Raw genomic sequence first — 20,927 nt, 5'->3', positions numbered from 1 at the left:
AGGGTGAAGCCGAACGTCGTCGGCCAGGCCGTGGGCCTGTTCGCCGTGACCAACGTCGACGACATCCTCGTGCTGGCCCTGTTCTTCGCCCGCGGCGCGGGCCTTCCCGGTGCGACCCGCGCCGTCGTGATCGGTCAGTACCTCGGGTTCCTGGCGATCCTCGCCGTCGCCGTGGCGGCCGCGTTCGGGGTGACGTTCCTGCCGGCCGGCTTCTTGCCCTGCCTCGGGTTGCTGCCGATCGCGCTGGGGATCCGCGCCGCGGTCCAGGCCTGGCGCCACCGCGGCGACGACGCGGAAACCCCGCGCCCCGGCGGCCCGCGGACCCTCGAAGTCGCCGCCGTCATGTTCGCCAACGGCGGCGACAACATCGGCGTCTACGTCCCCGTCTTCGCCACCGCGGGCCCGGGCGGCGCGAGCGGCTACGCCGTCGTGTTCCTCGTGCTGGTCGCCGTCTGGCTCGCCGCCGGCGGCCACCTCGCCACACGCCCCGCCGTCGCGCGGGCGCTCGCGCGGTGGGGCCACGTCGTCCTGCCCGTGGTGCTGATCGGCATCGGCCTGCTCATCCTGATCGACGGCGCCTAGCCGCGGGCGGCGGAACCGGCGCGAAACAAAACCGCCGGTCAGCCCGCCTCGCTGAGGATTCCCCCACATCAGATGGACCCTCCTTGCAATGCTGGCACTCCCATGGCTAGAGTGCTAATCGAACGGCCCGAACACGCCCGGCACCCGCGACGGCGGGGGTGGTAGGAGCCGTAAGTCATCCTGCCGACGCTTTCGACGACCGTGGAGGTCAACCCGGTGAGCGTGAACATCAAGCCGCTCGAGGACAAGATCGTTGTCCAGACGAGCGAGGCCGAGGAGACGACCGCTTCCGGCCTCGTCATCCCCGACACCGCCAAGGAAAAGCCCCAGGAGGGCAAGGTTCTGGCCGTGGGCCCGGGCCGGATCGACGACAAGGGCAACCGCGTGCCGCTCGATGTGGCCGTGGGCGACGTCGTGATCTACTCCAAGTACGGCGGCACCGAGGTCAAGTACAACGGCGAGGACTACCTCATCCTCTCCGCCCGCGACGTGCTGGCCGTCATCAACTGACGTCCGCTCGCAGCGCATGACGCCCCGGGCCCCGCACAAGCCGGGGGACGGGGCGTTCTTGCGTTCAAAAACCCCTGAAAGGTAAGCGGAACACGCTATGCCCAAGCAGATCAGTTTCGACGAGGACGCTCGTCGCGCGCTCGAGCGCGGGGTGAACAAGCTCGCCGACGCCGTCAAGGTGACCCTCGGCCCGCGCGGTCGCCACGTCGTTCTGGACAAGAAGTTCGGCGGCCCGACCATCACCCTCGACGGCGTGACCGTCGCCCGTGAGATCGAGCTCGACGACCCGTTCGAGAACCTCGGCGCGCAGCTGGCCAAGAACGTGGCCACGAAGACCAACGACGTCGCCGGTGACGGCACGACCACCGCCACGGTGCTGGCGCAGTCGCTGGTCAAGCACGGCCTCCGCAACGTCGCCGCCGGTGCCAACCCGACCTCGGTCGGCAAGGGCATCGAGGCCGCGGCCGAGAAGGTCGTCGAGATCCTCAAGTCCAAGGCCACCCCGGTCAAGGGCCGCGAGAACATCGCGCAGGTCGGCACCGTCACCTCCCGCGACGCCACGATCGGCCAGCTGCTCGGCGAGGCCGTCGAGCGCGTGGGCGAGGACGGCGTGATCACCATCGAGGAGTCGTCGACCCTGGCGACCGAGCTCGTGATCACCGAGGGCGTGCAGTTCGACAAGGGCTTCCTGTCGGCGCACTTCGCCACCAACCCCGAGGACCAGAAGGCGATCCTCGAGGACGCCTACATCCTGCTGTCCCGCGAGAAGATCTCGGCGCTGGCCGACCTGCTCCCGGTGCTGGAGAAGGTCGTCGAGGCCAAGAAGCCGCTGCTGATCATCGCCGAGGACGTCGACGGCGAGGCGCTGTCGACCCTCGTGGTGAACTCGCTGCGCAAGACGATCACCGCCGTCGCGGTCAAGGCGCCGTTCTTCGGCGACCGCCGCAAGGCGTTCCTGGACGACCTCGCGTTCGTCACCGGCGGCGAGGTCGTCTCCGCCGAGATCGGCGTGAAGCTGTCGGAGATCGACCTCAGCTCGCTGGGTCGCGCTCGCCGGATCGTCGTCACCAAGGACGACACCACGATCGTCGACGGCGCGGGCTCCAAGGACGCCATCGCCGGCCGCATTGCGCAGATCCGCAAGGAGATCGAGACCACCGACTCCGACTGGGACCGCGAAAAGCTGCAGGAGCGGCTCGCGAAGCTCGGCGGCGGCGTGGCCGTGATCAAGGTCGGCGCGGCCACCGAGACCGAGCTCAACGAGCGCAAGCACCGCATCGAGGACGCCGTGGCGTCGACGAAGGCGGCCGTCGAGGAGGGCATCCTCCCCGGTGGTGGCTCGGCGCTGGTCCACGCGGTCAAGGAGCTCGAGGGCGACCTCGGCCTGACCGGTGACGAGGCCACGGGCGTCCGTATCGTGCGCGACGCGCTCACCGCCCCGCTGTTCTGGATCGCCAGCAACGCGGGCCACGAGGGCGCGGTCATCGTGAACAAGGTCCAGGAGCAGAGCTGGGGCCAGGGCTTCAACGCCGCCACCGGCGAGCTCACCGACCTGATCGCGGCGGGCATCGTCGACCCGGTCAAGGTGACCCGCTCCGCGGTCGCCAACGCCGCGTCGATCGCCCGGCTCGTGCTCACCACGGAGAGCTCCGTGGTCGAGAAGCCGGTCGACGAGGAGCCCGACGCCGGCCACGGCCACGGTCACTCGCACTAGTTCCACCCAGCACGCCGAACCGGGGCGGTACTCCCTTCCGAGGGGGTGCCGCCCCGCTTCTTTCGGCCCCGGGGAGCCCCGTGAACCTCGCCACCTCGTTCGACCTCGACGGCGACCACGCGACCTACGAGGTCCGCACGAACGTCGCGCTCTACCAGGATCGGCTGGTGCACCTGGGTTTCGCTCCCGCGGGCACCGGCCGGTTCGTCCGCCGGCCGTCCGCCAGCGGCGACGTCCGGCGCACGCACGCCAACTTCGCACGCCACCTCGAGGAAATGCTGCTGCAGAGCGCCTCCCACCGCCCGGTGCCGTGGGAGGACGCGCTGGAGATCTTCCTGACCCGCGTCGAAGAGAGCCGTCTGAGCTGGTTCCTCTACGGCTCCGGCGCCTTGGCCGTGCGCAGGATCGACGTCGGTCCCGGCGACCTCGACTTCTCCGTCGACGACGCCCACCTCGCCGGCGAGCTCTTCGAAGATCTGCTCGTCGAACCCGTCACCGAGTTCACGGGCTGGGTCGCCGACCGCGGCGGGCGGGCGTTCGCGGGTTGCGTGGTGGAGTGGATCGCCGGCGTCCACGACACGGACGAACCCCACGAGCAAAGCCCCACCGCCCGCCTCGACCACGTGCACTGGCGCGGGCACGACGTGCCGATCGCACCGCTCGACCTGCAGCTCGCCGTCAGCCGTCGCCGCGGCCTGACCGATCGCGCGAGCAAGATCTTGGCCGCCGGTTACCCGGGCGCCGTCGAGTAGTCTCAGTGTGACTACTGGAGGCGTCGATGACTTCGGGAACGCGAGAGCTTTCCGCCACGGCCTACGTGGTGCTCGGCATGGTCGCCCAGCTCGGCGTGACCACGCCGTACGCGGTGAAGCAGGCGTTGCGCCGCTCGATCGGGCAGTACTGGCCCATCCCGCACGCGCAGCTGTACGCGATTTCCGGCCGGCTTCAGGACCAAGGCCTGCTCCACGGCGACCAGGAGCCGTCCGGCCGCCGCCGCAAGACCTACTGCGTCACCGAAGCCGGCCACCGCGCATTGCGGCAGTGGCTGAGCCGCCCCGACGCCGAACCGGCCGAGATCCGCGGCGTGGCCTGGCTCAAGCTCGCGTTCAGCGACCTCGGCGACCCCGAAAGCCTCTCGCAGCTCGCGACCGAACAGGCCGAGCAGCACCGCACCCGCATCGCGCGCCACGGCACCGCCGCCGCGTCCGACCACGCCGCGCAGCTGGCCCTCGAGCTGGACCGCGCCGCCATGCGGTTCTGGACCGCCCTGGCGGCGCGGTCCGTGTGAGCGCCGCGTTACGCCGTGAAGCCGTCGTCGACCGTGATTGCCGTGCCGGTCAGGTGGCGGCCGTCGGGGCCGGTGAGGTGGGAGCCGCGGGCGCCGTGTCCGACCATGTAGCTGGACCGCGCCGCTTTGCGGTTCTGGACCGGTCTGGCGGCAGTGCCGGTTGGAACCGGCATCCCGTGGCTCAGGCTGTGAAGCCGTCGTCGACCGTGATTGCCGTGCCGGTCAGGTAGCGGCCGTCGGGGCCGGCCACGTGGGCCACGGTCGCGGCGACGTCGGCCGCGTCCGCGTAGTGGCCGAGGGCGATGTGGGGCACCTGGGCGGCGGAGGCGGGGCCGTCGACGGGGTTCATGTCGGTGTTCGTCGAGCCCGGGTGGACCACGGTGGCGGTGATGCCCCGCGGGCCGAGGTCGCGGGCCAGGCCGCGAGTGAAGCCGATCAGCGCGGCCTTGCTCGCGGAGTACAGGCTCATGCCCGGGAACGGCACGCGCTCGGCCAGGTCGCTGCCGATCGAGACCACGCGGCCGCCGCGGGGGAGGTGCTTCAGCGCCGCCTGCGTGGCCACCAGCACGGCGCGCACGTTCACCGCGAGCGTGTGGTCGATGTCGGCGAGCGAGAGCTCGTCGATCGGCGCCGCGACGGAGATGCCGGCGTTGTTGACCAGGATGTCGAGCCCGCCGAGCTCCTCGGCGGCGCGGTCGACAGCCGCCGTCACCGCGGCGGCGTCCGCGGAGTCGGCCTGCAGGGCGAGGCCGCGCCGGCCCAGCTCCTCGACCCCGGCGAGCACCTTGGCCGCCTTGTCCGCCGAGCGTTCGTACGTGATCGCGACGTCGGCGCCGTCCTCGGCCAGCCGCTTCGCGATCGCCGCGCCGATGCCCCGGCTACCGCCGGTGACCAGTGCGACCTTGCCGTCAAGCGAACCCATGGGTCACCCTTTCTGTATCGATGACTACATAAAAGACGCCGTACCATGGGGCCGTCAAATTTTTCTGTATCGCTCACTAAAGAAGGTGGTCCATGTCACCGCGAGGCCGGCCACGCGCGTTCGACCGGGAGCACGCCCTCACCCAGGCGATGTTCGTGTTCTGGGAGCGCGGTTACGAGGGCGCGTCGCTGGCTGACCTGACCGGCGCCATGGGCATCAACCCGCCGAGCCTGTACGCGGCCTTCGGCGGCAAGGAGGCACTGTTCCGCGAAGCGGTCGAGCGCTACGGCGAGACGTACGGCAGCTACACGCCCCGCGCGCTGCGTGAAGAGCCGACGGCACGCGCGGCCGTTGAAGCGATGCTTCGCGACAACGCCCGTACGTACGTGGACCCCGAGCACCCGACGGGCTGCATGGTCGTGCTCGCCGCCACGAACTGCTCGCCCTCGAACCGGAGCGTGTGCGCGCACCTCAAGGCGCGGCGCGAGGAGGTCCGGGACCTGGTCCGCGCTCGCCTGCGCCGCGGGGTCGAGGAGGGTGAGCTCGCCGAGACCGTCGACGTCGAAGCGCTCGGCGCCTACTACGCCACGGTGCTGTTCGGCCTGTCGATGCAGGCCCGCGACGGCGTCGACCTGCCCGGGCTCACCGCGATCATCGACGCGGCGCTGCTGTGCTGGCCCGGTACCGACCGGGAAGACGCGGCAGGGGCGGCGTCCGAAGTGGACACCGCCCCTGCCGCGAGTTCGTGAGCGCGCTCAGCCGCCGGACATGCTCAGTGCTCGTTTGTCCTGCTTGATCAGGTTCTCCCGCTCGGACTCCGACAGTCCGCCCCAGATCCCGTAGGGCTCGTGCACGGCCAGTGCGTGCCGCCGGCACATGTCCAGCACCGGGCAGGCCAGGCAGACCGCCTTGGCCCTGGCCTCACGGCGTGCCCTAGCCGGCCCCCGCTCGCCGTCCGGGTGAAAGAACGCCGCGCTGTCCATCCCCCGACACGACCCCTCCAGCTGCCAGTCCCACATATCTGCGTTGGGACCGGGGAGCCTGCGCGTGTCTGCCATCCTGACCGCCTCCGTCATCCGGTCGATGCCATTAGCTGCTCTGCTGTGGTGCCGATACTCCATTCGGTGCAACGGCGGTAACGTTAGAAGCGCGCCAATAGTTGTTCAAGGGCTTCGGGATGATTCAGCCGTTAGGCATCCCCCGGAATGGTGAGCAGGGGTTTTGGCTCCGGTTGCCGTGACTCTCGCGGGCCTGGATATTGGCCGGGTGGGATCCGGAGCGCGTGAAGGAGAACCCACCCTGCCGGTGGCCACGGTCGCTCGCCGGCTCGGGGTCGCCCCGTCGACCCTCCGTACCTGGGATCGCCGCTACGGCCTGGGCCCCAGCCGCCACACCGACGGCAGGCACCGCCGCTACGGCAGCTCCGACATCGACCGCCTGGAGCTCATGCAGCGCGCCCTGCTCCGCGGCGCGTCGACGGCCGAGGCCGCCCGCTACGCGCTGCAGCAGATGCCGCGCACGGAGATCGTCCCGCCCGTCGGCGAACCCGCGACCCCGGCGCACCCCGCGCCCGCCGACGGTGAGGTCCCGTCTCGTCTGGCCCGCCGCCTGAGCACGGCCGCGCTGGCCATGGACGTCGGCGCCGTGCAGCGCATGCTCGCCGAGGCTCTCGACGAGCTCGGCGTGCTCGCCGCGTGGTCGGGTGTGGTCGAACCGGTGCTCACGGCGCTCGGCGCGCGCTGGCGCGGGGTCAGCGCCGGTGCCGAGGTCGAGTACCTGCTGGCCGAGTGCGTCTACGCGGCGCTCGTGCGCGCGACGCCCGTGCTCGACGCGCCCCGCAACTTGCGTCCGGTGCTGCTCGCCTGCGTGCCGGAGGAACGCGACACCATGCCCGTCTACGCGCTCGCGGCCGCGCTGGCCGGGCGGCGGATCGGCGCGCAGCTGTTCGGCGTGCCGCTGCCCGCGGAGGTCCTGGCGGTGGCCGTGCGACGCAGCGCGCCCGCCGCCGTGGTGCTGTGGGCGCACCGGCGCGACGTGGCGGACCCGCGGCTGTTCGCGCGCGTGTCCCGCGGCCGCCAGCGCAGCCGGCTGTTCGCGTGCGGGCCGGGCTGGGACGCGACCGCGCTGCCGGACAAGGTCGAGCTGCTCGCCGACCTGCCCGCCGCCGCGGGCCGCGTCGAGCACGTTCTTGTCGGGGCGGGGCGCTAGAAAGGTCCCGTGCTCCCCCTCTCCCTCGCCGAGCTCGCGTTCGGCGATCTCGTGCCGCCGCCGGTGCCCGTCACCGCGCCGCGCTCCACCGAGCCCCGGCAGCGGCTGCTGGCCGCCGTCGTGCTCGGCGCCCAGGGCCGCTACGCCGCCGCGGCCACGGCGCTGGCCGACCTGCGCGGGGCCGCCGACCCCGTGGTGGCCTCGCTGGCCGCGACCACGCTGGCGTCGCACCGCCGTCAGCTCGGCGGGCACGTCGCCGCGCGGGCGCTGGACGGGGCGGCGCTGGTGGCCTTGGACGGCGCCGCCTCGCAGACGGACCCGGACGGCCTCGACGCGACCGGCGCGCGAGCCGACGCCCTGCTCGGCCTGGCTGCCGACAACCTCGCCCTGGGTCGCCTCGCCGCCGCCCGGCGCTTGGCGGCCCGCGCGGCGGAGGCCGACGACCGCTGGCGCGCGACCGTCCGCGGCGGCTGGGTCGGCGCCGAGATCGAGCTGGCCGCCGGCCGCCCGCGTGAAGCGATCGCGCCTGCGCGGCGAGCTGCGGAAACGGCGCGAGTGCGCGGCTCGCGCCGGCACATCGTCAAATCCGACATCGTGCTTGGAGTCGCACTCGCGACGGCCGGGGAACCGGACCAACGCGCTACTGCACTCGACGTCGTGACAAATGCCGCCATGACCGCCGAGAAATACGAACTCTATTCACTTATGTGGGTCGCGACACGCGTAGCGGCCGATCTGGACCCCGGACACGCCGAGAAGTATCGATTCAGAAGCCGCGAGGTGTTGCACGCAGTGTTACGGCACGCAGATCCTTGCGTGATGCGGATCGCAGAGGATTCACCGTGGGTGCCCGAGGGGCCGGGTTGAGCCCTCTGGAAACGCCGTTCCGGCATCCGGGCTAAGAAACTTCAAAAAAAGCCACCGGATCGTGTCAAGGTTCGGGCTAAAGCGTCCGATAGGGGAAGTGGAATGTCACCCGGCTGCAGGAAGGAAACCCCGTGACGACGGTCTTGATCTGCGACGACCGACGCAGTGTCCGTGAAGGGCTCACCCGTGTGATGTCCGCGGTCCCAGGGGTCAGTCGCATCGACTGCGTAGCGCACGGTGACGAGCTGCTGGCCCGGTACACCCGTCAGCCGGTCGACGTCGTGCTGGTCGGGACGCAGCGCGCGGTCCCGACGGGCGTCGAAGCCACTCGGCGGCTCGTCTCCGCGAACCCCCAGGCGAACGTCATCGTCTTCGGTGCCCCCGACGACGCCGGCAGCATCGCCGCCGCCATCGCCGGCGGTGCCCGCGGCTACCTCCGCTGGGACGCTTCGCGCCCCGAGCTGGTCGCCGCACTGGCCCACACGCTCGCCAGCACCTCGGTGCCGGCACCGCGCCAGCCGTCGGACCCCGGCGTGCAGCTCACCGAGCGCGAGCTGCAGGTGCTGCGCGGCATGAGCCAGGGCAAGAGCAACGGCCAGATCGGCCGTGAGCTGTACCTGTCCGAGGACACGGTGAAGACGCACGCGAGGCGGCTGTTCCGCAAGCTCGGCGTCCGCGACCGCGCCCAGGCTGTGGCCCACGGCTTCCGCCGTGGCCTCGTGTCCTGAAGCTGAAAAACCGCTAGACCACGCTCTGCGTGACAGGTTGTCCGTTCTGACGCCACGGTGACGACGGGCCAGGGTTGCCGCCCTGGCCCGTACCTGTGTCCTCGGGTCTTGACCTGTGTCATCGGTGACAGATGTGTCACCTGTCACGTTCGTCGCCTTCGTCCCCACCGCTCGGGCCGGCTCCCTCCGGCGCCACCCGCCCGGGCAGCAAGCCGTACCCCGCAGGTCAGCCGTTCGTTGGTCCTCTGATCGACGTGTGCGGTGCGGCCGGGTCCATGGACGCGGCACGCCGGTGGCCACCTCTGGCGGTTGTCGGAAAGGTCGCCGACGGTACGGTAACTGTCACCGGCGGGCGGGGCACGATGACCACGCGCCGGATTCTTTGCACGCCTACACGTAACACTGGGACTGTTGTCTGCGATGGCCAATGTGGGGGATGGACTGGATGAGCCGGTCGCCGCTGCCGTAGAGGGAGATCCTCAGGCGGTGGACCGGCTGCTGGCGGCCATCCGCCCCCTGGTAGTGCGGTATTGCCGTGCTCGGGTTGGCAGGCAGGAGCGTTCGTTCGCTTCGGCAGACGATGTTGCGCAGGAGGTGTGTCTCGCGGTGCTCACGGCATTGCCTTCGTACCGTGAACAGGGCCGCCCGTTCCTGGCTTTCGTCTACGGGATCGCCCAGCACAAGGTGGCCGACGCGCACCGCGCGGCGGCCCGCAACCGGGCTGAGCCGGTGGCCGAGGTCCCCGACGAGGTCGAGGTCGGCGTCGGTCCGGAGCAGCGCGCTTTGCAGGGCGAGCTGAACGAGCGGATGGCACAGCTGCTGCAGGTGCTCCCCGAGAAGCAGCGCGAGATCGTCGTGCTGCGCGTCGTGGTGGGCTTGTCGGCGGAAGAGACCGCGGAGGCCGTCGGGTCGACGCCGGGTGCCGTTCGAGTGGCCCAGCACCGAGCGCTTGCCCGCCTGCGTAAGGTGCTCGCCGCCGAGGAGGTGATCTGAGTGACCGATCACGACGACGATCGTGACCTGTCGCCGTCCGCGTTCACGAGCGGCATGACGGCCTTCGACCCGGAAGCCGACGGTGACCTCACGGCCATCCAGGCCGACGACGCACTGCTCGACGCGCTCGGTGGCACGGACCCGGCCATCGCCGACGGTCTCGGTGACCAGGAGCTCAACGCGCTGCTGCTCGCCTGGCGCCGCGACATCGACAGCGAGCCGCTGGCCGAGCTGGTCGACGTCGACACCGCCGTCACCACCGTGAAGACGGCTTCGCTGGCGCGCAAACGCGCCGACCGCAGTCGCCGCCGCCGCATCCTGGTGCCCGTCGCCGCCGCGTGCGCCGCGGTGGCCATCGCGTTCGCCGGCACCGGCCTCGCCGCCCGCGACGCCCAGCCCGGCGACACGCTGTGGGGCCTGACCAAGGTCCTGTACACCGACCACGCCCACTCGGTCGAAGCCGCCGCCGCGGCGAAGCTCGACCTCGAGAAGGCCAACCTCGCCCTGGCCGACAACCGCCTCGCCGACGCCCGCAAGGCCCTCGACGACGCGCAGGCCGCCCTGAACCAGGTCACCGACGACGAGAACCGCGACCAGCTGCTGGAGCAGCACCGCCAGCTCGCCGCCCAGCTCGGTGCACCCAACGTGCCTTCGACGGGCCAGATCCCGTCCAACAACCCGTCCACGCCGCCGCCGGTCAACAACCCGGCCAACACGGCGTCGCAGCAGTCGAGCGGCCAGCCGACGTCCCTGCCCGGCACCGGCTCCACCAGCCAGCCGGACACGACCAGCGCCGCTCCGCCGCCGCCTCCGCCGCCCCCGGACACCACCACCGTCACGCCGCCGCCGTCCACGACGCCCACCGACGTCACGGGCAACGACCCCGGCAGCGGCAGTGGCAGCCCTCGCAACGAATCCTCGGAGAGCGGGAGCGTCGGCGGCCAGAACAGCGTCGGCGGCCAGGGCAACACGTCGGAGAACCCGTAAGGCTCAGCATCGAAAAACGCCCTGGCTCAGGCCGGGGCGTTTTTCGCGCGCGGTGTTGCCGGCGGGGTGCGGCCGGCCGGTTGTCCACAGGGTTGCCGAGTTGTGGACAGCTTCGCGCTTCGGCGGCTTGAACAGCGGTTTTGTCGGGGGTGGCCGATAGACTGGGTTGGGGATGGCCCCCTCGGGAGGGTGGGCGCCGTCCTGGCCGCCGCGTCCGGCCGGCAACCCCGGGCACCCACCCGCAGCGGCCGCCCGGAACCGCGAACCGGTCCCGGCGATCCGAAGATCACCAGCGCCGTTCGGGACAACTCATCGAGACGAGAACGGCCCTGGTGAGCAGTCTCACCAGGGCCGTTCATCGCAGCACCGAAACTCAGTACGCGCTCTCGTTCGCCGTCACCCCGTCGGCGAAGCCGCGGCAGTAGTCCCAGCTCACGTAGTCGCCGGGGTTCGGGTCGAAGGCCGGCTCGTGGGGGCGCATGCGGCCGTCCGCGAGGAGCTGTTCGAGGCTGGCGCGCAGGAGGTGCCAGTCGTGGTAGTGGGGTTCGTCGCATTCGCCGCAGTCCACGACGATGCCGCGGACGCCGCGGGGCTCCAGGAGGGCCTGGTACACCGCCAGGTCGGAGAGGTCGGCCAGCAGCTCGGTGCGTTCGTCCGGGCTGATGGGCTCGTCCAGCTGGTCTTCGGGATCGAGGAACGCCCGGGCCGGATCGTCCGGGTCGTCCGCGAAGGGGTCGGGGGGCAACACGTCGTGCGGCACGGCCTGCACGGTACCCGCCGTGTGGCGCCCGTCCCCACCCACCCGGGTCAGGGGCGGAGCCCGGATATCATGAGGGGAAGGCTCAGCCAGCCCCTCGGCCAGATCGCTCACCCCCGCCAGGAAGGCCCTTCGCCCGCTATGACCAGCGAAAGCATCACTGCCCCCGTGCCCAGCAAGTTCGCGATGCTGGGCCTGACCTTCGACGACGTGCTGCTGCTGCCGGCCGAATCCGACGTGGTGCCCAGCGGGGTCGACACGAGTACTCGCCTCACGCGCAACATCACCCTCAACGTCCCGCTGGTCTCCGCCGCCATGGACACCGTCACCGAGGCCCGCATGGCGATCGCCATGGCGCGTCAGGGCGGCATCGGCGTGCTGCAGCGCAACCTGCCGATCGACGAGCAGGCCGCCGCCGTCGAGGTGGTGAAGCGGTCCGAGGCCGGCATGGTCACCGACCCCGTCACCTGCTCGCCCGACGACACGCTGGCCGAGGTCGACGCCCTCTGCGCCCGCTTCCGCATCTCCGGCGTCCCGGTCACCGACGCGTCCGGCTCGCTCGTGGGCATCATCACCAACCGCGACATGCGGTTCGAGGTGGACTACACGCGTCTGGTCAGCGACGTCATGACGAAGGCGCCGCTGATCACCGCGCAGGTCGGCGTGACGGCCGACGCCGCGCTCGGCCTGCTGCGCCGCCACAAGATCGAGAAGCTGCCGATCGTCGACGGCGCGGGCAAGCTCCGCGGCCTGATCACGGTCAAGGACTTCGTGAAGACCGAGCAGTACCCCAACGCCACCAAGGACACCGACGGCCGGCTGATCGTCGGCGCGGCCGTGGGCGTCGGCGCCGACGGGCACAAGCGCGCGATGACGCTGGCCGAGGCCGGCGTCGACGTGCTGATGGTCGACACCGCCCACGGCCACTCCCGCGCCGTGGTCGAGACCGTGAAGCTGCTGAAGAAGGAGCTGGGCGACACCGTCGACATCGTCGGCGGCAACGTCGCCACGCGCGCGGGCGCGCAGGCGCTCGTCGACGCTGGCGTGGACGGCGTGAAGGTCGGCGTCGGCCCGGGCTCGATCTGCACCACGCGCATCGTCGCCGGTGTCGGCGTGCCGCAGATCTCCGCGATCTACGAGGCCGACCAGGCCTGCCGCCCGGCCGGCATCCCGGTGATCGGCGACGGCGGCATCCAGTACTCCGGCGACATCGCCAAGGCCATCGCGGCCGGCGCGTCGACCGTGATGCTGGGCAGCCTGCTCGCCGGCACCGCCGAGTCGCCCGGTGACCTGATCCTCGTCGGCGGCAAGCAGTTCAAGGTCTACCGCGGCATGGGCTCCCTCGGTGCGATGCAGTCGCGCGGCCAGGGCAAGTCGTACTCCAAGGACCGCTACGCGCAGGACGACGTGCTCAACGAGGACAAGCTCGTCCCCGAGGGCATCGAAGGCCGCATCCCGTTCCGCGGGCCGCTCGCCAACGTCGTGCACCAGCTCGTGGGCGGCCTGCGCGCCGGCATGGGCTACGCGGGCGCCGAGACGATCGCGCAGCTGCAGGAGGCGCAGCTCGTCCGCATCACGGCGGCTGGGCTGAAGGAGAGCCACCCGCACGACATCACGATGACCGTCGAGGCCCCGAACTACTCCGCGCGGTAACTCGTCCGGACATCCCGTCCGCCCCAGCACACTTCGAGACGTTGATCCTTCTCGAAAGGGGGGCGGGCGGGATGTCCATTTCACGACGGGTCGTGACCCGCATCGACTACCAGCAGCTCTTCCAGCAGGAATCGGTGCTGCGAACGGATTCCGTGGAGCGCGTCTCCTTCTGACGCGGTTTTCGGGGCGCTGGGCACTGAGCGGCATTTGTCCCCTCACGGTGACGGCCGAGGTTTGGCTGAGTGGTGCGGTGAAAGCGGATCGTCTCGCCGAGTTGTTCGTGGTCGTCGTCGGCTTCGCCGTGCCGGCGACCGTCGCGGCGGGTCTCGTGGTGGAGTACGGAGGACCGGCGCACGTCGAGGCCGCGCAGGTCGTGAGCTGCCGCGAAGTGCCCGGCGCCGGCGACCGTCCCCTCCGCTACGTGGTGCGGTTCACCACGCAGATCGGCGAAGACGTCGAGGTGTCCGGCGACGATCCGCGTCTCGACGCCGGCGTCGGCGCCGCCGTGGAGCTCACCCGGGCCGACCACTCCGGTGCTGTGCGCGCGGTGCGCAGCGGCGGCGAGACGACGATCGTGCGCACCTCGTTGTTCGTCGGTCCGGTCTGGGGCGGCGTGATCGGGGTGATCGTGCTGGCCTACGCGGTGTTCCTCATGGTGCGGGGCGGGAAGCGGGCGCTGCGGGTGTCGCTGGCGGTGGGCCTGCTTTCCGCGGTCGCGGGGGCCGTGGCGGGCGTGACGTTGTTCTGACCCGCCACAGCAGCACGGGCGTGGCCAGCATCAGCAGGCCCGCCAGGCCGATCGCCTCGCGCGTGCCGAGCCACGCGCCGAGCGCACCCCACACCAGTGTCAGCGCGGCCCGCGTCGCGCCGCCGGTGATGCCCCACGCCGACAGCACGCGGGCGGCGCGCGAGGTCTCCGTCTCCTGCAGCCGGTAGGTGGCCGAGACCGGGTTGAAGATGCCGATCGTGAGGATCAGCCCGAACTCGACGAGCATCACGAACCCGAGCCCGGCCGGCCCGTGCGGCGTGAACGCGAGCGCCACCGGCCAGATCACGCGCAGCGTCCCCGTCACCAGCAGCACACGCTCGGGCCCGAACCGCGCGGTGATCCGGCGCGACAGCCGTGAGCCGAGCAGCCCGCCGAGGCACGGCACGCCGAACGCCAGCCCGTACTGCCACGCGGCGAACCCGAGCTCCCGCAGGAGCAGGATCGCGAGCAGGGGTGAGGTCGCCATGATCAGGCCGTTCACCAGCGTCGTGTTGAGGAACAACGCGCGCAGCCGCGGGTGGCCGAGGATGTAGTGCCAGCCGTCGAGCACGTCTTTGGTCCGGACCGTCGCCGGGCGTGCGGTGGGCGGCGGCTCGGGCGTGCGGATGGCGCCGATCGCGAGCGCGGAGAGCAGGTAGCTGACGCTGTCGAGCACCACCGTCGTGAGTGGTCCGAACACGCCGATCAGCGCGCCGCCCGACGGCGGGCCGACGGCGGTGGCGGTCCACTGCGTGGTCTCGAACCGGCCGTTGGCGACGAGCAGGTCCTCGCCCGTCGCCATGCCCTTGAGATACGCACCACTGGCCGCCGTGAACACGATGTTCGCGGCCGCCACGACCACCGACACCGCCACGAGCTGCCCGAACGTGAGCCCGCCCAGCGCGTAGCCGAGTGGCAGGGTCAACAGTGCGGCGAAGCGCACGGCGTCCATCGCCACCAGCACCGGCCGTTTGCGCCGGAACTCCACCCACGGCCCCAGCGGCACCGCGATCAGCGCGCCCACGGCCAGGCCAGCCGCGGCCAGCACCGAGACCTCCGTGGTGCTGCTGTGGAGCACCGTCACGGCGATGAACGGGAACGCGTCGAGGGCGAGCCACGTGCCCGCGGTGCTCGTGGCGTAGGCGAGCCACAGCCGTCGGAAGTCCTGCCCCAGCGCCACTCTCGTCCCCTGTCGTCGTCCGACGCATCCAACAGCGCACGAAAGGGCGGTGGCAAACAACCGCGTGACGCGCTGCACAACCTGCGGTTGTTCGCCCTCGAAACGGGCCCCGTGCGTTGGTCACCCACGCGGACTAGCGACAATGGAGGGTGTTGTCGTCGGTGCGAGAAGGGACATCACGTGCGGGATCTGGTCGAGATCGGGATGGGTCGCACCGCGCGGCGGGCGTATGACCTCGATGACGTGGAGATCGTGCCGTCGCGGCGCACGCGGTCGTCGTCGGTGGTGTCGACGGCCTGGCAGATCGACGCCTACCGCTTCGACCTGCCGCTGGTCACGCACCCGACCGACGCCATCGTGTCGCCGGGCACGGCCGTCGCGATCGGCGAGCTGGGCGGCCTGGGCGTGCTCAACGCCGAGGGTCTGTGGGCGCGCCACGCCAACGTCGAGGACGCCATCTTCCGGCTGGTCCGCGCCGCGGAGGACACCGAGGACCCCACGGCCGTCGTCCGCGAGCTGCAGGAGCTGCACGCCACTCCGGTCCGGCTCGACCTGCTGACCGAGGCGATCAAGACCGTCCGCGAGTCGGGCGTCACGGTGGCCGCGCGCGTGAGCCCGCAGCACGCCGCCGAGCTCACGCCCGACCTGCTGGCCGCCGGCGTCGAGATCCTCGTGGTGCAGGGCACGATCATCTCCGCCGAACACGTGCAGCGCGACGCGGAACCGCTCAACCTCAAGGAGTTCATCGGCCGCCTCGACGTGCCGGTGATCGCCGGCGGCGTGAGCGACTACCGCACGGCCATGCACCTCATGCGCACCGGCGCGGCGGGCGTGATCGTCGGCCACGGCTACACCCCGGGCGTCACCAGCACCGACCGCGTGCTCGGCATCGGCGTCCCCATGGCCACCGCCGTCGTCGACGCCGCGGCCGCCCGCCGCGACTACCTCGACGAAACCGGCGGCCGCTACGTGCACGTCCTCGCCGACGGCGGCATGACCACCTCGGGCGACATCGCCAAGGCCATCGCTTGCGGCGCCGACGCCGTGATGCTCGGCGCGCCCCTGGCGACCGCCACCGACGCCCCCGGCCAGGGCCTCTACTGGACCGCCGCCGCGGCGCACCCGTCGCTGCCGCGCTCGCGCGTCGTGGCCGGCCCGGACTCCGACTACGCGGTGGACCTGAAGACACTGCTCTTCGGCCCCTCGTCGGACGCCGAGGGCGTGGTGAACCTCTTCGGCGCCCTGCGCCGCGCGATGGCGAAGACGGGGTACTCGGACCTGAAGGAGTTCCAGCGGGTCGGGCTGACCGTCCGCCGCTGATCGTCAGAGTGAGAGGCCCCCGCGTCCTGGACGTGGGGGCCTCTCTCACGACGCCGTGCGGGACGCCCAGTGCCGGCCGCGCCGCGGGGTTCGCCAGTGCCGTCCGCGCTCGGGACGCAGAGGTCCGCGCACGTTCGGCCGGTGCGCGGCGAACCGGGCCGCGGTGAGGCCCATCAGGACGGGGTACCGCACCTCTCCGTGCCGCAGCTCGGTGTCGCGCGGCCGACCTTCCTCGCGGAAGCCGAGTTCTCCGTGCAGCGCAAGGGAAGCGAAGTTGGCGCCGTTCACGCTCACCACGCACTCGCGGTAGCCGCGCTGCTCGAACATGACCGTGAGCAGCACGGTGACCGCGTCGGCGGCGTACCCGCAACGGCGGTGCTGCGGGCCGATCCCGATGCCGTAGCTGAAGCGGCGCGTCGCCGGATCGGCCTGGATCCACATGGACCCGACCACTGCCCGGCTGTGCACCGCTTCGATGGCGAAGTGGAAGTCGTCGCCGGGATCGGCTGCGCGGCCGCGGTGCGCGGCCCAGTGCCGGTAGCCGCCGAGCCGCAGGTCGTGGCCGCGCGCCGCGTCGCGGTCGAACCCGGCGAGCACGCGGTGGTCAGCGGGGCGGATCTCGCGCAGGCGCACCTTCAAGCCGGTCTGGCTCCCCGCGCCGGCCCGCCGCCGGGCTCGGACCGAATTCACCGTCATCGGCGGGCATCGTATCGGTTGGCCGCGCTGGGTATCCGCGGTCCGGAGATGTAACCGGCGAGTAACTTACCTCTGGTCAGAAGGACATCCCCGGGTTACGCTCGGACCTGTGACTGCCAGTAACACCACCACAGCGCAGGGCGGACCCGACTACGACGTGGTCGTGGTGGGGTCCGGGTTCGGGGGCAGCGTGGCGGCGCTGCGGCTCACCGAGAAGGGCTACCGAGTCGCCATGGTGGAGGCGGGGCGGCGGTTCGCGGACGACGAGTTCGCGAAGACGTCGTGGGACCTCAAGCGGTACCTGTGGGCGCCGCAGCTCGGCTGTTACGGCATCCAGCGCATCCACATGCTCAACGACGTGATGGTGCTGGCCGGCGCGGGCGTCGGCGGTGGGTCGCTGGTGTACGCGAACACGTTGTACCGCCCGCTGAAGCCGTTCTACGCCGATCGCCAGTGGGCGCACATCACCGACTGGGAGGCGGAACTCGCGCCGCACTACGACCAGGCGAGCCGGATGCTCGGGGTGGTCACGAACCCGACGCTGACGCCGTCCGACGTGGTGATGCGCGACGTCGCCCAGGACATGGGCGTGGGCGAGTCCTTCCACCCGACGCCGGTGGGCGTGTACTTCGGCAAGCCCGGCGAGACCGTGCGCGACCCGTTCTTCGGCGGCGCCGGGCCCGACCGCGTCGGCTGCACCGAGTGCGGCGCCTGCATGACGGGCTGCCGCGTCGGGGCGAAGAACACGCTGGTCAAGAACTACCTGTACCTCGCCGAGCAGGACGGCGCGAAGGTCATCCCGCTCACCACCGTCGCGTCGGTCGAGCCGGTGGGCGACGGTTACCGCGTGACGCTGCAGAAGACCGGCACGCGCTCGAAGCGCTTCCGCACCACCGTGACCGCGGGCCAGGTCGTGTTCGCCGCGGGCACGTGGGGGACGCAGAACCTGTTGCACCGCATGAAGGACACGGGCGCGCTGCCTCGCCTGTCGAGGCGGCTGGGTGAGCTGACGCGCACGAACTCCGAGGCGATCATCGGCGCCGCGCGCACCGCGGTGGACTCCGCGCGCGACTTCAGCCGGGGCGTCGCGATCACGTCGTCGATCCACCCCGACGAGAACACCCACATCGAGCCCGTGCGCTACGGCAAGGGCAGCAACGCGATGAGCCTGCTGCAGACCGTCGCCACCGACGGCGCTTCGCCGGTGCCGCGCTGGCGCCAGGCGCTGACGTTCCTGGTCAAGCACCCGCTGCAGTCCGCGAAGCTGCTCAACGGCTACCGCTGGAGCGAACGCACCGTGATCCTGCTGGTGATGCAGAGCCTCGACAACTCCATCACCACGTACACGCGGCCTGGGCTCTTCGGACGGCGCAAATACACGTCGAAGCAGGGCCACGGCGAGCCCAACCCGAGCTTCATCCCCGCCGGGCACGAGGCCAACGTCCGCACGGCCGAGCGCATCGGCGGCATGCCCGGCGGCACGTGGGGCGAGATCTTCGACATCCCGCTCACGGCCCACTTCATCGGTGGCGTGCCGATCGGTGACAGCGCGGAGTCCGGCGTGATCGACCCGTACCACCGCGTTTACGGCTACCCGGGGCTGTCCGTTGTGGACGGTTCGGCGATCACCGCCAACCTCGGCGTGAACCCGTCGCTGACGATCACGGCGCAGGCCGAGCGGGCGTTCTCGTTCTGGCCCAACAAGGGTGAAGCGGACCAGCGCCCGGCTCAGGACGCGCCGTACGCGCGGCTCGAGGCGGTGGCGCCGAAGAACCCCGCTGTGCCCTCCGACGCCCCCGCCGCACTGCGCCGATAGCTCATCCTGCCGAGAGCTCCTACGATCGCCGGGTGACGACAACGGCGTTGACCCGCGTGCGGGAACTGCAGGACGAGTGGGCCCTGGTCATCGGCTCCCTCGATGAAACCGCGGTGCGCGCGCCGAGCGCGTTGCCCGGCTGGACGCGCGCGCACCTGCTCACGCACCTCGCCCGCAACGCCGACGCTGTCGGCAACCTCCTGACCTGGGCCGCCACCGGCGTCGAGCACCCCATGTACGGCCCCGGCACCGCCCGCGACGACGACATCGCCGCCGGTGCTTCCCGCGGTGCGACCGAGATCCTCGCCGACGTGGTCGCGTCGGGGGAGCGGCTCGTGGACCTGGCGGCCTCGCTGCCGGACCACGCGTGGACCGCGCCCGTCCGCGGCCGCGGCGGCCAGCCCATCACCGGCGCCGACGCCCTGACGCTGCGCCTCGCCGAGACCACCATCCACCTCGTCGACCTCGACGCCGGCCACGACTTCGCCAGCGCGTGCTCGCTCCTGGGTGGTTACCTCGACGACGTCGTGGCCAACATGATCCGCATGTACCTCGGCGAGCTGCCCCCGATCCGCCTCACCGACGGCACCCACACCTGGACCATGGCCGACGGCTCCGCCGGCCTCGTCACGGGCACCCCCGGCGACCTCCTGGCATGGCTCTCGGGCCGCGGCCCCGGCGACGCGCTGGAGGGCCCCGTGCCGGAGTTCAAGTCCCTGGTGTGAGGCGGTTTTCCCGTTGTGCTTGGCTTTGCCAGGTACTGGGGAAGGGACAACTTCGTGCGCTGGTTTCCGGTGGTGGCCGTGCTGGCCGTCGTGGTGGTTTCGGGCTGCTCGGCGCAGCCACCTGCGCCCGCTCCTCCGCCGGCGCCGTCCTCGTCGTCGTCGCCGGCGGACGCCGCCTACCACTGGGTCGGCGAGTTCTGCAGCGGCCCTTCCGCGGCGTTGCTGTCGCTGAAGAACACCGGCTACAGCGACATCCCGTACGCGGCGATGGTCGACGCCACCGTCGCCGAGCGGCAGAAGGCCCAGCAGGACGCGCTTCAGAACCTGACCACCCTGGCGCAGGTGGTGAAGACCAACGCGGCCCACGTCGCGAGCGCCCCGCCGAGCGCCGCCCGCGACCGCCTGACCGGCGTGTACACCCAGCTGCAGGCCGACCTCACCCGGATCCGGCAGCGCGTCGCCCAGCTGTCTCCGGCCGCCGCCGCGACCTTCGGCCCCCAGCTCCAGACCGACGCCGGCCAGGTCCACACCTCCTTCGAAGCCGCGCGCCAGGTCTTCGCCGCGGAGCCGGCGACGGGCCGCTTCCTGCGCGACTACCCGGTCTGCTCGTGAAGGGCCCGGTCCATGCGGCGGTACTCACTGGCGGCCGTGCTGGTCGCGTTGACGGTGTCGGGTTGCTCGGCCGCCCCGCCACCGGCTCCCGCGCCGTCGAAGCCGGCGGCGCCGACCTTGTCCCCGGCCGAAGAGCTGGCCTGGCACTGGGTGGGCGCTTTCTGCAGCGGGCTCCGGGATTCGCGGTCGGAGCTGGGGAACCTCGGCGCCCACACTGTCCACACGGAGGGTGATCTCGCCGAACGGCAGCGGGACCAGCAGACGGCAGCGGAGCTCACGGCGAGCATGGTCCGGATCGTGCACGACAACGCGGCCAAGGTCGCCGCCGCCCCGGCGAGCCCCGCGCGCGATCGGCTGTCCGCGCCTTACCGCAAGCTCGAAGCCGCGCTCACTGAGGCGCGCCGGCACGTGGACCAGCTCCCGGCCACGGACCGCAGCACCTTCGGCGACGCCGTCGAGGCGATCAGCGCAGAGGTCGAAGCCGCGCTGCAAACCGCCAGGGGGACCCTCGCCGAGGACCCGGCCACCAAGCGGTTCATGGCTCAAGCCGGCACCTGCTTGCTGAGTTGACCGACACCCGCTCGGGCGACCCGATGAACCACCCCGCTGTCCGGAACGTCT

Annotated in this window: 23 protein-coding genes; 18 read left to right on the top strand and 5 right to left on the bottom strand. The window is 71.5% G+C overall.

What is annotated here, in order from left to right:
- The first annotated feature begins 3 nt into the window (after positions 1 to 3).
- The 5 genes from AB0K15_RS23040 (at position 4) to AB0K15_RS23020 (ending at position 4,094) form a co-directional block, all read left to right on the top strand.
- Positions 4 to 582 (top strand): cadmium resistance transporter, encoded by a 579-nt coding sequence (locus AB0K15_RS23040; protein WP_364053799.1) that lies wholly within the window; start codon positions 4 to 6, stop codon positions 580 to 582.
- Between the two features lie 216 nt (positions 583 to 798).
- Entirely contained in the window at positions 799 to 1,092 is a 294-nt protein-coding gene (gene groES / locus AB0K15_RS23035; protein ID WP_009072407.1) for a co-chaperone GroES, read from the top strand.
- Between the two features lie 97 nt (positions 1,093 to 1,189).
- Positions 1,190 to 2,806: a chaperonin GroEL gene (gene groL / locus AB0K15_RS23030; RefSeq protein ID WP_360597472.1), complete on the top strand. Its 1,617-nt coding sequence runs from the start codon at positions 1,190 to 1,192 to the stop codon at positions 2,804 to 2,806.
- 80 nt (positions 2,807 to 2,886) lie between these two features.
- A complete protein-coding gene (locus AB0K15_RS23025) occupies positions 2,887 to 3,558 on the top strand; it encodes a hypothetical protein (protein ID WP_364053795.1) in 672 nt (223 codons plus the stop codon).
- A gap of 26 nt (positions 3,559 to 3,584) precedes the next feature.
- Positions 3,585 to 4,094, top strand: a complete 510-nt coding sequence (locus tag AB0K15_RS23020) for a PadR family transcriptional regulator (RefSeq protein WP_364053792.1) — start codon at positions 3,585 to 3,587, stop codon at positions 4,092 to 4,094.
- Positions 4,095 to 4,275: 181 nt separating this feature from the next.
- On the opposite strand, the gene AB0K15_RS23015 is transcribed toward AB0K15_RS23020, so the two are convergent.
- A complete protein-coding gene (locus AB0K15_RS23015) occupies positions 4,276 to 5,016 on the bottom strand; it encodes an SDR family NAD(P)-dependent oxidoreductase (RefSeq protein WP_364053789.1) in 741 nt (246 codons plus the stop codon).
- 92 nt (positions 5,017 to 5,108) lie between these two features.
- Between AB0K15_RS23015 and AB0K15_RS23010 the strand changes: the two genes are divergently transcribed.
- The gene (locus AB0K15_RS23010; protein ID WP_364053786.1) at positions 5,109 to 5,765 is read left to right on the top strand and encodes a TetR/AcrR family transcriptional regulator; all 657 of its coding nucleotides are present in this window, start codon (positions 5,109 to 5,111) and stop codon (positions 5,763 to 5,765) included.
- 6 nt (positions 5,766 to 5,771) lie between these two features.
- Here the strand turns inward: AB0K15_RS23010 and AB0K15_RS23005 are convergent, their stop codons facing one another.
- Entirely contained in the window at positions 5,772 to 6,092 is a 321-nt protein-coding gene (locus AB0K15_RS23005; RefSeq protein WP_220246148.1) for a WhiB family transcriptional regulator, read from the bottom strand.
- A gap of 229 nt (positions 6,093 to 6,321) precedes the next feature.
- Between AB0K15_RS23005 and AB0K15_RS23000 the strand changes: the two genes are divergently transcribed.
- The 5 genes from AB0K15_RS23000 to AB0K15_RS22980 all read left to right on the top strand — a co-directional run bounded on the left by AB0K15_RS23000 (position 6,322) and on the right by AB0K15_RS22980 (position 10,799).
- Positions 6,322 to 7,224, top strand: coding sequence for a MerR family transcriptional regulator (locus AB0K15_RS23000; protein ID WP_364053783.1), 903 nt, complete (start codon positions 6,322 to 6,324; stop codon positions 7,222 to 7,224).
- A 9-nt stretch (positions 7,225 to 7,233) separates the two neighbouring features.
- A complete protein-coding gene (locus tag AB0K15_RS22995; protein ID WP_364053780.1) occupies positions 7,234 to 8,091 on the top strand; it encodes a hypothetical protein in 858 nt (285 codons plus the stop codon).
- 131 nt (positions 8,092 to 8,222) lie between these two features.
- Positions 8,223 to 8,819 (top strand): response regulator transcription factor, encoded by a 597-nt coding sequence (locus AB0K15_RS22990; protein ID WP_020662719.1) that lies wholly within the window; start codon positions 8,223 to 8,225, stop codon positions 8,817 to 8,819.
- 420 nt (positions 8,820 to 9,239) lie between these two features.
- On the top strand, positions 9,240 to 9,812 hold the full coding sequence (locus tag AB0K15_RS22985) for a sigma-70 family RNA polymerase sigma factor (protein ID WP_364053886.1): 573 nt from the start codon (positions 9,240 to 9,242) through the stop codon (positions 9,810 to 9,812).
- Positions 9,813 to 9,866: 54 nt separating this feature from the next.
- A complete protein-coding gene (locus AB0K15_RS22980) occupies positions 9,867 to 10,799 on the top strand; it encodes an anti-sigma-D factor RsdA (protein WP_364053883.1) in 933 nt (310 codons plus the stop codon).
- Positions 10,800 to 11,172: 373 nt separating this feature from the next.
- Here the strand turns inward: AB0K15_RS22980 and AB0K15_RS22975 are convergent, their stop codons facing one another.
- Positions 11,173 to 11,568: a DUF5319 domain-containing protein gene (locus AB0K15_RS22975; protein ID WP_220247349.1), complete on the bottom strand. Its 396-nt coding sequence runs from the start codon at positions 11,566 to 11,568 to the stop codon at positions 11,173 to 11,175.
- Between the two features lie 129 nt (positions 11,569 to 11,697).
- Here AB0K15_RS22975 and guaB point away from each other — a divergent pair, with 129 nt between their 5' ends.
- Together guaB and AB0K15_RS22965 are read left to right on the top strand one after the other, a co-directional pair.
- Positions 11,698 to 13,209 (top strand): IMP dehydrogenase, encoded by a 1,512-nt coding sequence (gene guaB, locus AB0K15_RS22970; RefSeq protein WP_364053775.1) that lies wholly within the window; start codon positions 11,698 to 11,700, stop codon positions 13,207 to 13,209.
- A gap of 250 nt (positions 13,210 to 13,459) precedes the next feature.
- A complete protein-coding gene (locus AB0K15_RS22965; protein WP_364053772.1) occupies positions 13,460 to 13,957 on the top strand; it encodes a hypothetical protein in 498 nt (165 codons plus the stop codon).
- Here the strand turns inward: AB0K15_RS22965 and AB0K15_RS22960 are convergent.
- On the bottom strand, positions 13,860 to 15,137 hold the full coding sequence (locus AB0K15_RS22960) for an MFS transporter (RefSeq protein ID WP_364053769.1): 1,278 nt from the start codon (positions 15,135 to 15,137) through the stop codon (positions 13,860 to 13,862). The two genes, AB0K15_RS22965 and AB0K15_RS22960, sit on opposite strands and share 98 nt — an antisense overlap.
- 180 nt (positions 15,138 to 15,317) lie before the next feature.
- Here AB0K15_RS22960 and AB0K15_RS22955 point away from each other — a divergent pair, with 180 nt between their 5' ends.
- Positions 15,318 to 16,457, top strand: a complete 1,140-nt coding sequence (locus tag AB0K15_RS22955) for a GuaB3 family IMP dehydrogenase-related protein (RefSeq protein WP_364053766.1) — start codon at positions 15,318 to 15,320, stop codon at positions 16,455 to 16,457.
- A 45-nt stretch (positions 16,458 to 16,502) separates the two neighbouring features.
- Here AB0K15_RS22955 and AB0K15_RS22950 read toward each other — a convergent pair whose 3' ends face one another.
- Positions 16,503 to 17,090 carry a GNAT family N-acetyltransferase gene (locus AB0K15_RS22950; RefSeq protein ID WP_364053880.1) on the bottom strand — a complete coding sequence of 196 codons (588 nt, stop codon included), beginning with the start codon at positions 17,088 to 17,090 and terminating at the stop codon, positions 16,503 to 16,505.
- Between the two features lie 172 nt (positions 17,091 to 17,262).
- Here AB0K15_RS22950 and AB0K15_RS22945 point away from each other — a divergent pair, with 172 nt between their 5' ends.
- From AB0K15_RS22945 to AB0K15_RS22930, 4 genes are read left to right on the top strand one after another with little or no spacing between them, the layout of a single operon-like run.
- Complete coding sequence (locus tag AB0K15_RS22945) at positions 17,263 to 18,969, top strand: GMC family oxidoreductase (protein WP_364053763.1); 1,707 nt, start codon at positions 17,263 to 17,265, stop codon at positions 18,967 to 18,969.
- A gap of 32 nt (positions 18,970 to 19,001) precedes the next feature.
- Entirely contained in the window at positions 19,002 to 19,694 is a 693-nt protein-coding gene (locus AB0K15_RS22940) for a maleylpyruvate isomerase family mycothiol-dependent enzyme (RefSeq protein ID WP_364053760.1), read from the top strand.
- Between the two features lie 54 nt (positions 19,695 to 19,748).
- Positions 19,749 to 20,306, top strand: coding sequence for a hypothetical protein (locus AB0K15_RS22935; RefSeq protein ID WP_364053757.1), 558 nt, complete (start codon positions 19,749 to 19,751; stop codon positions 20,304 to 20,306).
- Between the two features lie 12 nt (positions 20,307 to 20,318).
- Entirely contained in the window at positions 20,319 to 20,876 is a 558-nt protein-coding gene (locus AB0K15_RS22930; RefSeq protein WP_364053754.1) for a hypothetical protein, read from the top strand.
- Positions 20,877 to 20,927 lie beyond the last annotated feature (51 nt).

This window comes from Amycolatopsis sp. NPDC049253, from assembly GCF_040678995.1.
Classification (GTDB): domain Bacteria; phylum Actinomycetota; class Actinomycetes; order Mycobacteriales; family Pseudonocardiaceae; genus Amycolatopsis.
The sequence above is the reverse complement of the archived record's forward strand: the minus strand, read 5'-3'. Positions and strand labels throughout refer to the sequence as shown.